Source organism: Nonomuraea sp. NPDC049421, assembly GCF_040677005.1.
In the GTDB taxonomy this organism is placed as follows: domain Bacteria; phylum Actinomycetota; class Actinomycetes; order Streptosporangiales; family Streptosporangiaceae; genus Nonomuraea; species Nonomuraea salmonea.
Window position 1 is genome coordinate 166,517 of sequence record NZ_JBFAQA010000006.1, and the last position, 15,696, is coordinate 182,212.

The window sequence follows — 15,696 nt, forward strand, 5'->3', positions numbered from 1 at the left end:
ACCTCCATGGTGTTGGGGACACTCAAAGCTTCGCACGCCCCCGCTCATGACGCGAAACCGGCCTCCACCGTGTCTTCAGGCCGCCGCGGCGGCCGGTCCGCCGGCTCCGCCGGGTCCGCGAGCCGCCTGTCGGGCAGCGCCACCAGCGCGACCAGGGCGATCACCGCGCCCGCCCCCCCGAGCGACGGCACGACCAGCGCGGCGGCGGAGGCGTGCGCGGCGGCGGCGCCCGCCCCGGGTACGCTCCCGGCGAACTCCGCCGTGTAGAGCGTGCCGCCGACGGCCAGCGCCACCGAGCCGCCGATCTGCCGGAAGAAGGCCAGGTTCGCCGAGGCGACGCCGAGGTGGCGCGGCTCCACCGACTGCTGCGCGGCCACCGTCAGCCCGGACAGCATCGGCCCCATGCCGAGCCCCAGCGGCAGCATCCACAGCGCGACCGCGAGGCCGGGGCTGTCCACCGCCAGGTTGAGGCAGAGCAGCGCGCCCGCGACCAGCAGGAACGGCGAGACGAGCAGCCACGGCTTGTACCGCCCGGTCCGCGACATCAGCGCGCCCATGAGCACGCTGCCGGCGACCATGCCCAGCGTCAGCGGGTAGATCCGCAGCCCCGACTCGGTGGCGGCCACGCCCAGCGCCTCCTGGAAGTAGCGGGGCAGGAAGACGACGCCCGCGTACATGCAGAAGGCCGTGACGAACGAGGTGAGGTTGACCAGCGTGTACGACCGGTTGGCGAACAGCTCCATCGGCATGATCGGGCCGGCCGCGCGCCGCTCGACCGCCACGAAGACGGCCAGCAGCACCAGCGCCAGCAGGATCGGCCCCGCCACGGCCGCGTCGGTCCAGGTGTGGCCGTCGAGCCCCTTCTCGGTCAGGCCGAGCAGCAGGGACGTAACGGCCACGGTGAAGACCGCGATGCCGGCGTAGTCGGGCCGGCCGCCGCCGGTGCCGGGCCGGCGCGGCAGCCGCAGCACGATGATCGCGATCAGCACGAGGCCGATCGGCACGTTCACGTAGAACGCCCAGCGCCAGCTCGCATGGTCGGTGAACAACCCGCCCAGGAACGGCCCCGCCAGGAACGACAGCCCCATCACGCCCCCGAGCGCCCCCTGCACGCGGGCCCCGCCCGAGCGGGGCGGGAACATCTCCATGACCAGCGCGATCGACAGCGGCAGCAGCGCGCCCGCGCCGAGCCCCTGGAGGGCGCGGAAGGCGATGAGCTGCGTCATGTCCTGCGCCGCTCCGGACAGCGCCGAGCCGATGAGGAACACCACCATGCCGATCAGCAGCAGCGGCTTCCTGCCGTGCTGGTCGGACAGCCGCCCATAGAGCGGCACGGTGACCGTGGAGGTCAGCAGGTAGGCGGTCACCGCCCACGTGTAGAGCGGGCCGCCGCCCAGCTCCGCCACGATGCGTGGCAGCGCGGTGCCCACGATCGTCTGGTCGAGCATCGCCAGGAACATGCCGCCGAGCACGGCGAGCAGAACGGCGACGTCACCCTCTTTGTCAGCTCTCACAGGTGAAGATTGATATGTAACTTTTGACATGTCAAGTCTTCGATATGCTGGCCGCCATGTCCCTACGGATCGCGCTGCTCGGGCTGCTCTCGGCCGTGGGCCCGGCCAGCGGCTACGACCTGGCCAAGACGTTCGACCACTCGCTCAACCACGTCTGGCAGGCCGGGCACACGCAGATCTATCCCGAGCTGGTGAAGATGACCGCCGACGGGCTCGTGGAGGTCGAGTCGGAGGGCGCGAGGGGCCGCAAGATCTACCGCATCACGCCCGACGGCCGCCGCGAGCTGCGCGGGTGGATGGAGGAGCACGACGCCGCGATGACCGTACGCAGCGAGGTCGCGCTCCAGGCGTTCCTGCTGCACCTGGTGGACGGCGACCAGGCCGTCGCCGTGGTCGAGCGCATCAGGGCCCGCTACGTGGCGCGGCTGGAGAAGCTGGAGTCGTTGCGGCCCGGCGAGTTCGGCCACCACGCCCACACCCTCGGCCTCGCCATGGCCCGCGCCGGCCTCCAGTGGGCCGACGACACCCTCGCCGAGCTCAGGAGTCCTGTCACCTGATCCAGCCGCGCCTGGCGGCCATGACGCCCCCGTCGTGGACGTCATCCGCATCGGCTACTTGTGTCAGGCGGTGAAGGCCAGGAGGCGGAAGATCGGGTCGGGGGCTCCGGACGTGCCCTGGCCGTGGCCGGTGAAGCGGGTCTCGCCGCACAGCCGCAGCCCGTTCCGGGCCGCCGCCTCGATCACCGTGGCGGCCCGGTCGGCGGGCTGCCGGTCAGCTTTCACGCTCGCGTCGTGGGCGGCGTGTTTGTCGACGGTGGTGACGTACACGCCGCCGGGGCGCAGGACGCGGGCGGCCTCGGCGATCACGGGGCGGGCGTCGTCGAGCAGGTGCAGCAGCCAGATCGTGGTGACCGCGGCCACCGACCGATCCCGTACGGGCAGCAGGCGGCCGTCGCCGAGCACCACGGGCACCCGGCCGGCGGCGAGGCGGGCCATCCCGGCGGAGGCGTCCACCCCGAGCACCCGCAGCCCGTCCCCGGCCAGCTCGCGCGTCACCAGGCCGGTGCCGCAGGCGACGTCGAGCAGGGTGCCGCCGTCGGGCAACACGCCGGGCAACAAGCCGGACAACACGCCGGGCGACGAGCCGGGCAACAACTCCCGCACCGCCCGCGCGGCCGCCTGTGCGCGGGGCAGGCCGCCGCGCGTCTCGTCGTAGCGGGCGGCTTCCCTGTCGTAGTCGAGCACGCGTCCAGTATCGCGGCGCTAACGCCGGTTCGGTAAAAATGCCCGGTTCTCTTCCTGGTGTTGCGTTGGAGTAGCTCAGGAAATATGTCCGACGATGAGCGTTTTCGGTCGTGATTTGGCGATGGACCTCGGAGCCGCAAGCACGCGCATCTACGCCAAACGCAGGGGCATCGTGCTCGATGAGCCCTCGGCGGTGATGTGCGACGGCCGCACCGGGAAGGTCATCGGCTACGGCGCGGAAGCCGCCGCCCTCGGGGGCGGCGGCCGTACGTGCTGGCCGGTACGCGGCGGGCTGCCCGCCGACACCGAGTTGGCCCGGCGCATGATCCGGCACTTCCTGCGCAAGGTGCACTGGCACCCCTACTCCCGCCCGCGCGTCGTCCTGGCGCTGCCCGGCGACTCGACGCCGATCGACCGGGCGGCGCTGCGCGACATCGCGTACGAGGCGGAGGCCAGGATCGCCCGGCTGGTGCCGCACGCGGTGGCGGCGGCGCTCGGCGCGGGCCTGGAGCTGTCGGACTGCACGGGGCACATGGTGATCGACATCGGCCGCGACAGCGCACGCATCGCCGTGCTGTCGGGCGAGTCGGTGGTGGCGTCGGGCTCGGTCCCGTACGGGGGGCTGGCGATCAACAGGGCGATCGCCAGGTTCGTCGAGCGGGAGCACGGCCTGCTGCTCGACGACGACGAGGCGGAGTCGGCCAAGCGCCGGTCCTCGGGCACGAACCCCGAGGTCACCGTGCGGGCCAGGGACCCGGATACCGGGCGCGAGCACGACCTCGTGCTGCCCGTACAGAAGATCTTCGAGGCCACCGAGCCGTCGTTCGAGTCGATCGCGCGCACGGCGGTGGAGACCGTCGAGCGCTGCCCGCCCGAGCTGGCCGCCGACCTCGGCGTGCGCGGCGCGGTCGTGGTGGGCGGCGGCGCGCTGCTGCGCGGCCTCGGCCGGTGCCTGCGCGGAGCCCTGTGCATGCCGGTACGCCGCGCGGACCGCCCGCTGGAGGCCGTGGCGCTCGGGCTGGGCCGGTGCGTGGACGAGCTGGGGCTGATCGGGAGGTTCCGCAGCCGCAGGTGAGCGACCCCCGTTTCCGACAGGAGGCAGGCCATGACCGTCCGCGGCATCGATCACATCGGCGTCACCGTGCCCGACCTGGAAGCGGCCACCGCGTTCTTCGTCCGCGCGTTCGGCGCCGAGGTGCTCTTCGACACCCTTCCGCGCGAGCGGGGACCCAAGGGCGGCTGGGCGACCGAGCGGCGCCTGGGCGTGCCGCAGGGCACGGCCGAGGTGGCGGTCCGCATGCTGCGCCTGCCGGACGGGCCCGGCATCGAGCTGTTCGAGTTCAGCGGGCCCCGGCAGGGCGGGCCCGTGGTGCCGTGTGACCTGGGGTGGCAGCACGTCGCGGTGTACGTGGACGACCTGGACGAGGCGCTGCGGCTGGTCACCGAGGCGGGCGGGACTGCGCTGTCGGAGCCGGTGCCGTTGCCGGGTCCCGAGGCGGGCCCGCACAACCGGTTCGTCTATTGCCGGACGCCTTGGGGCGCGACGGTGGAGCTGGTCACGTATCCGGATCCGCAGGCGTACGAGAAGGAGACGGACCTGCGCCGCTGGCGCCCTTAGCGCTCGTCGATGATCTCTCCCTCCTCACTCGTAGGGTCTTTGACCAGCGCGAACGCCGGTCCCGCCGCGGGCAGGTCGTGGGCGACCGCGACCACCGCCTCCAGGGCGGCCTGGGACTCCCAGACCCAGGAGTCGACCCAGGTGCGCTCGTCCGGCCGGATGAGCCTGGTCTCGGACAGGCCGGGGAAGCGGGTGCGTACGGCGCTGATGAGGTCGGCGCGCCTGGCGAGGATCTGGTCGGCGTCGGCGGGGTCGGCGGTGAAGCGGACGATGCGGAGCACGGACATGGTTGGAGTCCTTCGCTAGAGTTGACTTCTAGTTACTAGACTAGAGTTAAACTTCAGCGAATGAGCGATGTCAAGAGGGTGGGCAAACGTGCCCAGAAGGCCAGAGAGACCAGGGCGCGCATCTTGCGGGCCGCCGGCGAGCTGTTCGTCCAGGACGGCTACGGCGCCACCAACCTGCAGGACGTCGCCACCAGGGCGGAGGTGGCCGTCCAGACCATCTACTTCGTCTTCGGCAACAAGCGCACGCTGCTCAAAGAGCTGGTCGACGTCACGATCGCGGGCGACGACGAGCCGGTGGCGACCATGGACAGGCCCTGGTTCAAGGAGGCGCTGGCCGCCCCGACGGCCGCCGGGCACCTGCGGGCGCTCGTCCACGGGTCGTCTGCCGTGCTGGCCAGGGTCGCGCCGATCATGAAGGTGCTCGACACCGCTGTCGCCATGGACCCCGAGGTCGCGGCGGAGTGGACGCAGGACACCGACCCCCGCCACGTCGTGCACACCGCCGCCGCGCGGAGCCTGATGGCCAAGCCGGGCGCCCGCGCCGACGTGCCGCCCGAGCAGGCCGCCGACGTGCTGTACGGGCTGCTCAGCCCCGAGCTCTACCTGCTGCTCGCGGGGGCGCGGGGCTGGCCGCACGAGCGGTTCGAGGAGTGGGTGCACGACACGCTGGCGGCCCAGCTCCTCGACCGCTGAAACCCCCTCGATCGGCGCGAGGTCGCCGCCCAGCCCGCGTCACGGAGTCGCCAGGGCCTCCGTCGGGGACAGGCGGGAGGCGCGTACGGCCGGGTAGAGGCCGGCGGCGGCGCCGATGGCGAGGGTGGCGGCCAGCCCGCCCGCCGTCGCCCAGGCGGGCACGACCGACGGCCAGCCGCTGTAGAGCGCGTACGCCGTCGTCACCCCCGTCCCGAGCAGCACGCCGCCGATCCCGCCCAGCGCCGACAGCAGCAGCGACTCGGCCAGGAACTGGGTGCGGACCTGCCCCCTGGTCGCGCCGAGCGAGCGGCGCAGCCCGATCTCGGCCCGGCGTTCCAGCACGGAGATGACCATCGTGTTGGCCACGCCGACCCCGCCCACGAGCAGCGCCACCGCCCCGACGCCCAGCAGCAGCCCGGCGAACGCCTGGCTGGTCGCCTGCTTGGCGGCGAGCGCGTCGGACGGGCGGGAGACGTCCACCTCGTTGGGCGCCTGCGGGTTGGCGGTGGCGCCGAGCACCTCGCGTACGGCCTCCAGCCGCGCCTCGTCGGAGCGGGTGTAGAGCGTGGTCGGATGCCCGTCGAAGCCCAGCCGCCCCTCGGCCACCGGCCACCCGACCAGCACGCCGCTGTCGAGGTCGGGGGCCAGCGCCACCGGCTCCAGCACCCCGACCACGGTGAACCTGACGCCGCCGACCACGATCTGGGTGTCCTGGCCGGGCGCGCCGATGCCGAGCCGCCGCGCGGCGTCCGCGCCGACGACGGCGGCCGGGTAGCGCTCGGTGGCCGCGTTCAGCCAGGTGCCGCCGCTCAGCGTGGCGCCGATGGTGGCGGGGAGGTCGAGGCGGGCGGCGTACGTGCTGAGGCCGCCGGTCTGCGCCTCGGGGATGCGCTCCGAGCGGTAGACCTTGGCCTCGGCGACCTTCCCGACCGACGACACCGCCCGTACGGGGCCGATGCGTTCGATCATCGCCTCGGCGTCCATCGGCAGCTGCGCGGCCTGCCCCATGAGCGTGGTCCCCGAGGTGACGGTGAGCAGGTTCGTGCCCAGCGCGGAGAGCTGGCGGTCCAGCTCGGCGCCCGACGAGGACGAGAGCCCGACCACGCCGACCATGGCGGCGATGCCGATGGCGATGCCCAGCGCGGACAGGAACGCCCGCAGCGGCCTGGTCCGCAGCCCGATCGCGCCGACCCGCAGCACGTCGCGGGCCCGCATCCGGGCCGGGACGGGCCGGGGACGCACCTCCATGAGCGTCATCACGCCCCGCCCTTCCACAGCCGCACGGGTTCCTGCGCCGAGTCGGAGACGATCTCCCCGTCGCGCATGCGCACCTGACGGGGCAGCCCGTCCGCGATCTCCCGGTCGTGGGTGATGATCACGATGGTGGTGCCGGCCGCGTTCAGCTCGCGCAGCAGCTCCATGACGCCCGCGCCGGAGACCGAGTCGAGCGCCCCGGTCGGCTCGTCGGCCAGCAGCAGCGGCGGGTCGCCCGCCACCGCCCTGGCGATCGCCACCCGCTGCCGCTCGCCGCCGGACAGCTCGTGCGGCTCGTGGTCCACGCGGTGCCCGAGCCCGACCCGTTCCAGCGCCTCGGCCGCGCGGCGGCGCCGCTCGGAACGGCTCATGCCGGTGTAGACGAGGCCGTCGGCCACGTTGTCCAGCGCGGGGACCCGCGGCGCGAGGTGGAAGGACTGGAAGACGAAGCCGATCGTGGTGGCGCGCAGCGCGGAGAGCTCGTTGTCCGTCAGCGCCGAGACGTCGTGGCCGTCGATGTGCACACTGCCCGTGGTCGGCCGGTCGAGGGTGCCGATGACGTTGAGCATCGTCGACTTGCCCGACCCCGACGGACCGGCGATGGCGACCAGCTCGCCGTGGCCGATCCGCAGCGACACCTCCCGCAGCGCCGCCACCCCTCCGGGATACGTCCTGGACACGCCGGTGAGAGCGATCATCTCGTACGTCACTTCGGCATCCCCACGGTCATGCCCTCCGTCAGCCCGTCGCCGGACACCTCGACCTTGCCCCCGGCGAACAGGCCGGTCTCGACCGCGACGTACCGGGACCTGCCGCCCTCGACGACCTCCAGGCCGTACCCGCCCTCCTGGAGCGCGACGAGTGCCGCGACCGGCACGGCGAGCACGTTCTCGCGCTTGGACGCGGTGAACGTGACGTCCACCGCGGCCTTGTCCAGCCCGCGCGCCGCCTTGGCGTCGCCGATCGACACCAGCGCCTCGACCCGGGTCTCCGGGTCCTGGTTCTGGCTCTCGGCCGGCACGATGACGGTGGCCACCTCGGTCACCTTGCCCTTGACGCTCTCGCCGTCCGGCAGCGTGACCTGGACCTTCGCGCCCTTCTTCGCCAGCCGCTGGTCGTCCGAGCCGAGCTGCACGGTGATGACCTTCGAGGTGCCCGTGTACGCGAGCACCTGCTGCCCCGGCTGCGCCGGCCCGCCCTCCTCGGCCTGCAGGCTCTCCACGCGCACCTTGCCGGGAGCGAACACCACCCGGCCCAGCTCCACCACGCCGGTCTCCGGCAGGCCGCGGTCGTCCTGCCACTCCATGACCGCCTGGGCGGTGTCCCAGGTGAACTCGTCGTCCACGGTGAAGCCGTCGTAGCCGAGCTTGCCGAGGTTGCGTTCCAGGCTCTCGACGTCCTTGCCGGTCATCCCGGTCTTCAGGTCGCGGTAGGCGGGGGTGCCGCCGTACATGAGGGTGACCGGCTCGTCGTCCACGCGGTAGAGCGACTTGCCGCGGCTGATCGTCGCGCCGCTCTCCGGCAACCAGGTGATCGTGCCGGGCCTGCGGGCCACGGCCGTGGTGACCGGGCCGTAGCCGAGCTCGCCGTCGGCGTCCGTGGTGTCGTTGAGCGTCTGCCTGGTGACGGTCGCGGTGGCCGGTGGCAGGGCGCTCGCCGAGCCGGCCGGGCTCGCGCCGCCCGCCAGCAGGCCCGCGCCGTTGACGGCGACCAGGGTGCCGCCCGCGACCGCCGCCACGGTCAGCAGCGCGGCCACCAGCCCGCCGCGCCGCCGCCGCTTCCTGGGCGGCTTCATCAGGAGTCTCCCAGGCCGGCCTCGCCGGCCTCCCTCTGGCACGTCTTCCTGGCGGACTCGAAGTCGGGGTCGCCGCCGACCTCCGGGGTGATCCGCATCATGCCGCCCTCGGGGTCGGGGTAGCTCTCGACGCCGTTGTCCCGCATGCACTGGGCGAGCTTGCGCAGGCTCTCGGCGGCCTTGCCGTCGCCGCCGCGCACCGCCTCGCCGCTCGGCGCGTACTGCTTGCACGCCTCCTGGGCGGCCTCCACCTTCTCCTGCGGGGTGTTCTTGTCGAACCGCATCGTGAACCGGCCGTTCTCGGGGTCGGGCACGTCGATGCCGTTCTCGCGCATGCACTGGGCGAACTTGAGCGCCTTGTCCTTCCTGTCCTCGCTCGGCTGCGCGCTCGCGGTGGCCTGGGTGCCGGTTCCGGACACCGAGGCCACGTCGGACCCGGCCTCACCGCCGGAACCGCACGCCGCCAGCAGGACCGCCATGAGCAGCGCGGCCCCGACGGCGGGCGCGGTGCGTCTTCTTCCTCGCATGAAGCTCTCCTTCGTGGCACGAACGTCGTACGAAGCCAGATGCAACAGTCCGGGCTGTTTCCTCCGCGTTTCCACCGGCGGCTTACCTGGAGCGAACGCCGCATCGGCCACACTCGGCTCTGTCAGCGAACGAAGGGGGCCTGAGTAACGCCATGCGGGTGCTGGTGGTGGAGGACGAGCCGCTGCTCGCCGACGCGATCGCCGAGTGGCTGCGTGAGGAGACGCACGCGGTCGACCTCGCGCACGACGGCGCGGCCGCGCTCGAGCGGATCGCGGTGAACGACTACGACGTGGTCGTGCTGGACCGGGACCTGCCCCGCGTGCACGGGGACGAGGTGTGCAGGGAGATGGTTGCCGCCGCGTGCGCCGCGCGGGTGCTGATGCTCACCGCCGCCGCGCAACTGGACGACCGGGTGAGCGGGCTGTCGATGGGCGCCGACGACTACCTGACCAAGCCGTTCGCGTTCCAGGAGCTGGCCGCCCGGGTGCTGGCGCTGGGCCGGCGCTCGCGCCCCGCCGTGCCGCCGGTGCTGCGGCGGGCCGGGATCACGCTGGATCCGGCGCGCAGGGAGGTGTTCAGGAACGGGCGGTTCGTGCCGCTGTCGAAGAAGGAGTTCGCGGTGCTGACCGAGCTGATGCGGGCGGACGGCTGCGTCGTCTCGGCCGAGCAGCTCCTGGAGAAGGCGTGGGACGAGAACGCCGACCCGTTCACCGGCGCGGTCCGCCTGACGATACTCAAGCTGCGCCGCAAGCTGGGCGACCCGCCGGTCGTGGAGACCGTGCCCGGGGTCGGATACCGCGTCCCATGAGCCTCCCGGTGCCGGCCCGCCTGCTGCGCAGACCGCGGCCCACGCTGCGGCTGCGGCTCACGCTCGTGTACGGCGCCCTGTTCCTGCTGGCCGGGCTGACCCTGCTCGCGGTCACGTACCTGCTGTTCGACCAGCAGCTCAAGGGCATCTTCGACAGCCAGTACGCTCCCGAGCCAGGCCGGCACAAGCAGCTCATCCTCACCAGGAACGGCGTCACGATCCAGGGCGAGGCGGCCCTGGAGTGGCTGCGCGACCAGCAGGCCGGGGTGCGCGACGCCGCCGTCACCTCGCTCATCACCCAGGGCGTGGTCGCGCTGCTGGTGGTCGGAGCCGCCGCCGTGGCGCTCGGCTGGGTGGTCGCGGGCCGCGTGCTGGCCCCGCTGAACCTGGTCACCGACACCGCCCGCAGGATCGCCGCCGCCCCCATGGCCGAGCGCGGCCTGTCCGAGCGCATCGCGCTGCGCGGGCCGGACGACGAGGTCAAGGACCTGGCCGACACGTTCGACACCATGGTGGAGCGGCTCGACCGCTCGTTCGACGGGCAGCGCAGGTTCGTCGCCAACGCCTCGCACGAGCTGCGCACGCCGCTGACGCTCAACCGGGCGCTGGTGGAGCTGGCCATGCACCGCCGTACGGCGTCGTCCGACGTCAAGGAGCTGGGCGAGAGCCTGCTGGAGATCAACGCCCGCCACGAGCGGCTGATCAGCGGGCTGCTCCTGCTGGCGCGCACGGAGCAGGAGCTGGCCGACCGGGCGCCCGTGGACCTGGCGGACGTGGTCACGCACGTGATCGAGCAGAATGCCGGCGCCGCCGACGCTGCCGGGGTGAAGCTGGACGAGGCAACCGGCCCCGCCCCCACCACCGGCGACGCGTTGCTGCTCGAACGCCTCGTGCACAACCTGGTGGAGAACGGCGTCCGCTACAACGTGACCGACGGCGGCGGCTGGGTGCGGGTGACGAGCAGGACGGTCTCCCGGGAGACGGTCGAGGTGGAGGTCGCCAACACCGGGCCCGCCGTGCCGCCGTACGACGTGCCGCTGCTGTTCAAGCCGTTCCACCGGCTCGGGGACGAGCGGGCGGTCACGGGGACGAGCGCCGGGCTGGGGCTGTCGATCGTCCGGTCGGTGGCGGTGGCACACGGCGGGGACGTACGGGCGAGTCCCCGCGACGGCGGCGGCCTGGTCGTGGTCGTCTCACTCCCCCGCGCCCGTTGAGCGGCGGGCCAGCAGGTCCTCCAGGCTGGTCGCCGGATGCCCGGTCAGGGCCGGTACGTCGCCGCTGACCCCTTCGAGCTCGCCGGCCGCGATCGCGAGGTAGGTGGACACCCACGCCTCCACCTGCCAGGCGGGCGCGTCGTAGACCGCGCGGGACGCGTACGCCTCCTCGGCCGTCTCCGGACGGTAGGTGATCGTGCGGCCGGTCGCCCTGGTCAGCGTGGCGGCCACCTCGTCGAGGGTGAGCGCCTCGGGTCCTGTGAGGTCGTACGTCGCGCCCTCGTGCTCCTGCGGCCGCAGCAGCACGGTCACCGCCGCCTCGGCGATGTCGTCCTGCGCCACCGCCGCCACCCGCCCCTGCCCCGCCGGGCCCCTGATGACGTCGTCGTCCCCGGCCAGGGCGAGCAGGAAGTCGGCGTAGAGGTCGTCGCGCAGGAAGGTGAAGGGCAGGCCGCTGTCGCGGATGTACTGCTCGGTCGCCCAGTGGTCGCGGGCCAGTGTGAACGTGGCGTCGGGGGCGGCGCCGTAGAAGGAGACGTAGACGAGGTGGGACACGCCGGCGTCACGGGCGGCGTTCACGAACGTACGGTGCTGGGCCAGGCGGTCCTCGCTCTCCCCCGCCGACACGAACAGCACGGTCGAGGCCCCGTCGAGCGCGCCGCGCATGGCGGCCGGGTCGCCGTAGGAGGCCGAGACGGCTACGGCGCCCTCGTACGCGGGGGCGCGCTCGGCGGCGTGCCGCGAGACCAGCCGCTGCCGGACTCCCCTGGCGGCGAGCAGCCGCGCGATCCTGCCGCCGAGCTGCCCGGTGGCGCCGGTGGTGACGATGAACGACATACCGGCACCCTAACGACGCCCCCGCGCGCCGCTCACTCGGCTCCGGCGATCACCGCCACCGCCTCGACCTCCACGAGCTGGTCGCTGTAGCCCAGGACGGTGACGCCGAGCAGCGTGCTCGGGGGCTCGTGGTCGCCCATGTACTCCCTGTAGATCTGCCAGGCCGTCACCAGGTCTTTCTGGGAGGTGCCGGCGACGTAGACGGTCGTCTTGACGACGTCGGTCAGCTTGGCGCCGGCGCCTTCGAGCGCGGTGACGAGGTTGCGCATCACCTGGTGGGTCTGGCCGGCGTAGTCGCCGACGGCCACCGTGGCGCCGTCGGTGTCGAGCGGGCAGGCGCCGGCCACCCAGATGGAGCGCAGCGGCGCGTCCACGGTGGCCGCGTACGCGTATTCGACCTGCTGGGCCAGCTGGTCGTTGCGGATGAGTCGAACACCTGGTGTCATGGGTGTTTTCCTACCATTCGGCGGGATGACGGCGCATCTCGATTGCGGTTGGATGACCGTGTCACCCGAGCATGCCCGGGTCGCGTCCTTTCTCGGGTGACTCGTCCGTCCCAAGGAGAGCCTGTCGTGCGTGTCGTGCCGGTCGTCTTATCCGCCGCCGTGGTGTTCTCGTGCCTGCCCGTACCGGCCGCCCAGGCCGCCGCAGCGATGAACGCCACAGTGCCGTACGTGTGCACGGTCGTCGCCACGGGCGCCAAGCAGGACGTCTCCATCGACGTGGAGCTCACCGTGCCCGCCCAGGCGCAGCCCAACGAGGAGCTGACGATCGGCTGGACCGGCGCGTACACCACCGGCTCCGAGCTGCTCGCCCCCGCCACCGGGCTGGAGGGCGACATCAAGATGTACGCCTACGCCGGCATCAGCGGCATCCCGAACTTCACCTCGGCCACCGGCGTCGCCGAGATCGGCACGGTCATCCCCGACGAGCCCATCCCGCTGCCCACGACGACGGTCGACCTCAAGACGACCCCCAAGAACACCGGCACCGGCCAGGTGCACGCCGCCTCCGTCAACTTCGGCCTGCGCCCCACGGAACCGCTGATCGAGTGCGAGGTCGAGGACACCAGCGGCCGGACCGACTACCCCATCACCGTCGGCACGGCCGGCCAGGACGACGACGACACCACCCCCACCCCCGACGACTCGGACAGCACCACCCCCACCGATCAGGAGACCGAAGAGGACACGTCGGGGACCACCACCGAGGAGACGCCGGAAGAGGCGCCCTCGGGCGGCGTGGACACGGGCGCCGGCGGTCTCGCGGGCCCGGACGGCCGGGCGCTGATGGGCATCGGCCTGGTGATCCTGCTGGCCGCGCTCACCGGCCTGCGCCTGCGCCGCCCCCGCCGTTCCTGAAGCTCCCGAGGCGGGCGCGTTCGTGACCACGCTGTGGTCAAACCATTGAACTGTGGCCCGCACGACGCTACCGTTCACCCTCAGGGACTTCTTGCTGTTAGTAATATTGTATCGATTGAGGTCTGCCCATGCTCAGCAGAGCGATGATCCCCCTCCTCGCGGCCTTACTGACGGCCGCCACGACCACCGCCCCCGCCACGGCCGCCCCGGTCAGGCACATCGTGTACGTCGCCAAGAACGGCAGCGACGACGCCAAGGGCACCGCGAAGGACCCGTTCGCCACCATCGAACGCGCCCGCGACGCCCTGGCCGGCAGGACCAGCCGCCGCGAGCCCGGCATCGTCTACATCCGCGAGGGCGTCTACCAGAGCGCGACGACGATCGAGGTGAAGGGCGCCGAGCACTCGTACGTCACCTATGCCGCCTACCCGGGCGAGCAGGTCGAGCTGGCCGGCGTCACGACCCTGGCGCCGGAGAAGTTCCGCCGGCTGAGCGACCTGCCGGCGGACGACGCGAAGTGGTCGTCGAAGGCCCGCGTCCCCGCCGAGACCGCCCCGAACGTCTGGGTCTACGACCTCGGCGCCGAGGGCATCCCCACGGGCACGCTCCACAAGAACGGCTTCAACTGGAAGCCGCAGCCCTATGCCCCCGAGCTCATCACCGACGACGCCACCCAGACCCTGGCGCAGTACCCCAACGGCGACGCCAAGCTCACCAGGGATCACCTGACCGTCAAGGAGGCACCGAAGGGGGCGCGCGACTACTTCTCCGACAAGACGGCCGACGGCACGACGCTGCCGTACGAGGAGATGCTGGAGCTCCCCGGTCCCGTCTACACGGTCAAGGACGCGGAGCTGGCGGCCAGGTACGAGAAGTGGGCGAAGCCGGCGGGCACCGACACCCCGGACGAGACGGCGTACGAGACAGATGGCTGGTTGTCCGGATATTTCGGCAACAACTACGCCAACGACCGACTCCGCATCGAGACCGCCGGCGGCGGCGACCTCACCACCCACTACCCCACCATGTACGTCGCCACCGACAAGTGGACCTCGTTCGTGGCCCAGAACGTGCTGAGCGAGCTGGACACCGAGGGCGAGTATTACATCGACCGCCGGCAGGACCACGACACGCTCTACTACTACCCGCCGGGCGGCACGGTCGAGGGCAAGGAGATCAGCCTCACCTCGTTCGACGCCCCGTTCTTCCAGCTGGAGAACGTCACCGGCGTGACGCTCAAGGACCTGCGCCTGAACGGCACCACGGGCTCGGGCGTGCGCCTGCTGGACGCCGAGTCGTGCACGATCGACGGCCTGGAGATCCTCAACGTCAGCATGGACGCGGTGCAGATCGGCGAGGCCAACGACGCGATCACGGCCATCGCCGAGTACCGCACGAGCAGGGGCGGCCACCGCAACAGGGTGGTCCACAGCAGGCTGCACGACCTGGGCGGCGGCGGGGTCTTCACCGCGGGCGGCGACCGCGACTCGCTGGAGCGCGGCGACCACGTGGTGGAGCACAACGAGATCTACGACTTCTCGAAGCTGGCCACGTACACGCCGGCGGGCTACATGTACGGGGTCGGGAACACGTTCCGGTACAACGACGTGCACGACGCGCCGCACATGGCGATCCAGATCATGGGCAACGACATGGAGGTCACGCACAACAGGTTCGAGCGGCTGGTCACGCACGCCTCCGACCAGGGCGTGATCTACGCGGGCCGCGACTACACGTATCTGGGCAACGTGGTGGCGTACAACCTGTTCAAGGACGTCGGCGCGGACGGCAACCAGGCCGTCTACATGGACGACGGCATGTCGGGCATGGTCGTGCACCACAACGTCTTCGACAACGTCCAGCACGGGCTGTTCTACCAGTCGGGCCACAGCAACGTGGCGCGCGACAACGTGTTCACGAACGTGAGGTACATCGGGCACGACAAGCTCTACCACGAGGGCGGCAAGCGGCTGCCGGTGGCCAACGCCAAGGTCGTGATCGAGCGCTTCAACGACATGCTGAAGGCCGGCGACGGCACCGGGTTCACCAACACCAGGCAGAACGTCGAGACGTGGTACCGCCACTACGCGAAGCAGTACCCGAACATCCGCGACTGGTACGTGCCGTCCGACGCCCAGGGCGAGCCGTGCACCGCGGTCGGCGACACGGAGTGCACCGACGAGCAGGTGTGGAGCGACCCGGACTCGCTGTACGTGCCGGCGCACAACGTGCTGACGCGGTCGGTCAGCATCGCGACCGGCGGCTTCGCCTACACCGACGACGCCGACGGGCTGAGCGTGAAGACGTTCAACCCGGACTTCGACTCCTTCAACGCCGAGCTGGCCACCCCGGCGGAGGCGGGCTTCGACGCGGCGACGGGCCGCTTCGACGCGCGGGCGACGCCGCTGAACCGGACGGAGGGCTTCGGACCCGCGTGGGTGCGCGAGTGGAACCGCACCTTCAGCCTGGACGGGATCGGCCCCCGGGCGGCCCGATGAGGGTGGGGGGCCCGTGAAAACCACTTCGGGCACTCACCGCGACTG

17 protein-coding genes are annotated in these 15,696 nt (G+C 72.0%); 8 read left to right on the forward strand and 9 right to left on the reverse strand.

The genetic code is table 11. The features are described from left to right. Positions 1–44: 44 nt before the first annotated feature. On the reverse strand, positions 45–1,514 hold the full coding sequence (locus tag AB0K18_RS12900) for an MDR family MFS transporter (protein WP_364914010.1): 1,470 nt from the start codon (positions 1,512–1,514) through the stop codon (positions 45–47). Positions 1,515–1,570: 56 nt separating this feature from the next. Here AB0K18_RS12900 and AB0K18_RS12905 point away from each other — a divergent pair, with 56 nt between their 5' ends. After that, on the forward strand, positions 1,571–2,071 hold the full coding sequence (locus AB0K18_RS12905; RefSeq protein ID WP_364914013.1) for a PadR family transcriptional regulator: 501 nt from the start codon (positions 1,571–1,573) through the stop codon (positions 2,069–2,071). Positions 2,072–2,134: 63 nt separating this feature from the next. Here AB0K18_RS12905 and AB0K18_RS12910 read toward each other — a convergent pair whose 3' ends face one another. After that, entirely contained in the window at positions 2,135–2,758 is a 624-nt protein-coding gene (locus tag AB0K18_RS12910) for a class I SAM-dependent methyltransferase (protein ID WP_364914016.1), read from the reverse strand. A 121-nt stretch (positions 2,759–2,879) separates the two neighbouring features. Between AB0K18_RS12910 and AB0K18_RS12915 the strand changes: the two genes are divergently transcribed. Next, on the forward strand, positions 2,880–3,833 hold the full coding sequence (locus AB0K18_RS12915; protein ID WP_364914019.1) for a rod shape-determining protein: 954 nt from the start codon (positions 2,880–2,882) through the stop codon (positions 3,831–3,833). A 30-nt stretch (positions 3,834–3,863) separates the two neighbouring features. Continuing rightward, positions 3,864–4,376 carry a VOC family protein gene (locus AB0K18_RS12920; protein WP_364914021.1) on the forward strand — a complete coding sequence of 171 codons (513 nt, stop codon included), beginning with the start codon at positions 3,864–3,866 and terminating at the stop codon, positions 4,374–4,376. On the opposite strand, the gene AB0K18_RS12925 is transcribed toward AB0K18_RS12920, so the two are convergent. Then, entirely contained in the window at positions 4,373–4,663 is a 291-nt protein-coding gene (locus tag AB0K18_RS12925) for an antibiotic biosynthesis monooxygenase (protein WP_364914024.1), read from the reverse strand. The genes AB0K18_RS12920 and AB0K18_RS12925 overlap by 4 nt on opposite strands. Positions 4,664–4,723: 60 nt before the next feature. On the opposite strand from AB0K18_RS12925, the gene AB0K18_RS12930 reads away from it, so the two are divergent. After that, positions 4,724–5,356: a helix-turn-helix domain-containing protein gene (locus AB0K18_RS12930; RefSeq protein WP_364914027.1), complete on the forward strand. Its 633-nt coding sequence runs from the start codon at positions 4,724–4,726 to the stop codon at positions 5,354–5,356. A 39-nt stretch (positions 5,357–5,395) separates the two neighbouring features. Here the strand turns inward: AB0K18_RS12930 and AB0K18_RS12935 are convergent, their stop codons facing one another. From AB0K18_RS12935 to AB0K18_RS12950, 4 genes are read right to left on the reverse strand one after another with little or no spacing between them, the layout of a single operon-like run. Further along, on the reverse strand, positions 5,396–6,613 hold the full coding sequence (locus tag AB0K18_RS12935) for an ABC transporter permease (protein WP_364914360.1): 1,218 nt from the start codon (positions 6,611–6,613) through the stop codon (positions 5,396–5,398). Then, positions 6,613–7,308 carry an ABC transporter ATP-binding protein gene (locus AB0K18_RS12940; RefSeq protein WP_364914362.1) on the reverse strand — a complete coding sequence of 232 codons (696 nt, stop codon included), beginning with the start codon at positions 7,306–7,308 and terminating at the stop codon, positions 6,613–6,615. Before AB0K18_RS12940 ends, AB0K18_RS12935 begins: the two co-directional genes overlap by 1 nt. Positions 7,309–7,316: 8 nt before the next feature. Beyond that, entirely contained in the window at positions 7,317–8,405 is a 1,089-nt protein-coding gene (locus tag AB0K18_RS12945; RefSeq protein ID WP_364914030.1) for a peptidoglycan-binding protein, read from the reverse strand. Beyond that, the gene (locus tag AB0K18_RS12950) at positions 8,405–8,932 is read right to left on the reverse strand and encodes a hypothetical protein (RefSeq protein WP_364914033.1); all 528 of its coding nucleotides are present in this window, start codon (positions 8,930–8,932) and stop codon (positions 8,405–8,407) included. The genes AB0K18_RS12945 and AB0K18_RS12950 overlap by 1 nt, the downstream gene beginning before the upstream one ends. Positions 8,933–9,084: 152 nt before the next feature. Here AB0K18_RS12950 and AB0K18_RS12955 point away from each other — a divergent pair, with 152 nt between their 5' ends. Both AB0K18_RS12955 and AB0K18_RS12960 read left to right on the forward strand, forming a co-directional pair. Then, complete coding sequence (locus AB0K18_RS12955; RefSeq protein WP_364914036.1) at positions 9,085–9,741, forward strand: response regulator transcription factor; 657 nt, start codon at positions 9,085–9,087, stop codon at positions 9,739–9,741. Beyond that, positions 9,738–10,955: a HAMP domain-containing sensor histidine kinase gene (locus tag AB0K18_RS12960; protein ID WP_364914039.1), complete on the forward strand. Its 1,218-nt coding sequence runs from the start codon at positions 9,738–9,740 to the stop codon at positions 10,953–10,955. The genes AB0K18_RS12955 and AB0K18_RS12960 overlap by 4 nt, the downstream gene beginning before the upstream one ends. Here the strand turns inward: AB0K18_RS12960 and AB0K18_RS12965 are convergent. Together AB0K18_RS12965 and AB0K18_RS12970 are read right to left on the reverse strand one after the other, a co-directional pair. Next, the gene (locus AB0K18_RS12965) at positions 10,935–11,792 is read right to left on the reverse strand and encodes an SDR family oxidoreductase (RefSeq protein WP_364914041.1); all 858 of its coding nucleotides are present in this window, start codon (positions 11,790–11,792) and stop codon (positions 10,935–10,937) included. The genes AB0K18_RS12960 and AB0K18_RS12965 overlap by 21 nt on opposite strands. Before the next feature lie 32 nt (positions 11,793–11,824). Then, the gene (locus AB0K18_RS12970) at positions 11,825–12,238 is read right to left on the reverse strand and encodes a RidA family protein (RefSeq protein ID WP_364914044.1); all 414 of its coding nucleotides are present in this window, start codon (positions 12,236–12,238) and stop codon (positions 11,825–11,827) included. Between the two features lie 126 nt (positions 12,239–12,364). On the opposite strand from AB0K18_RS12970, the gene AB0K18_RS12975 reads away from it, so the two are divergent. After that, positions 12,365–13,153, forward strand: a complete 789-nt coding sequence (locus AB0K18_RS12975) for a hypothetical protein (protein WP_364914047.1) — start codon at positions 12,365–12,367, stop codon at positions 13,151–13,153. Positions 13,154–13,281: 128 nt separating this feature from the next. Further along, complete coding sequence (locus AB0K18_RS12980) at positions 13,282–15,651, forward strand: right-handed parallel beta-helix repeat-containing protein (RefSeq protein WP_364914049.1); 2,370 nt, start codon at positions 13,282–13,284, stop codon at positions 15,649–15,651. Positions 15,652–15,696 lie beyond the last annotated feature (45 nt).